The sequence below is a fragment of the Bacillus sp. mrc49 genome (assembly GCF_002803435.1).
In genome coordinates, this window is the sequence record NZ_PHNG01000273.1 from 1 (window position 1) to 462 (window position 462).

The window sequence follows — 462 nt, forward strand, 5'->3', positions numbered from 1 at the left end:
AAATGGCATTGATAATGATTGATGCCGAGATAATCATTTCGTGTTGAAGCTTTTTTCATGATTTCAAAATCACTGTCCAAAAACTCGTATTTCGCACCATTTGCCTGACAGATTTCATCCAGTGCAAGCATGGTTTTCTCAGAATAATAACCGAGGTAAGTAGCATCAAGGAGAAACCTGACTGATAACGCGTCATCCAGGAAACAGGCATGACGGTCTTCTTCTGAGTCACTGGCAGGGTATTTTGTTTCCAACGAGTGGACGACGCCAATTTCACCAGGATAGTTATTTTCCTTGAATAGGTTAACCGTCATTGCATGCGCCACCATCATATTATGTAAGCATTGAATGATCTTTGTGAAGTCGCTTTTGATAGATGGAGGAAACACACCGAGTAAATACTGGTTTGTCGCAACAGGATAGATTTCATTAAACGTACTCCAGTTTCTAACTTCGGTAAAT

The 462-nt window shown here is 40.3% G+C and carries 1 protein-coding gene; it reads right to left on the minus strand.

Translation table 11 applies throughout. The annotated features are described in order from the left end of the window. Positions 1 to 462 (minus strand): family 1 glycosylhydrolase (locus CVN76_RS32210; RefSeq protein ID WP_157805460.1); only part of this gene is annotated, 462 nt, incomplete at both ends.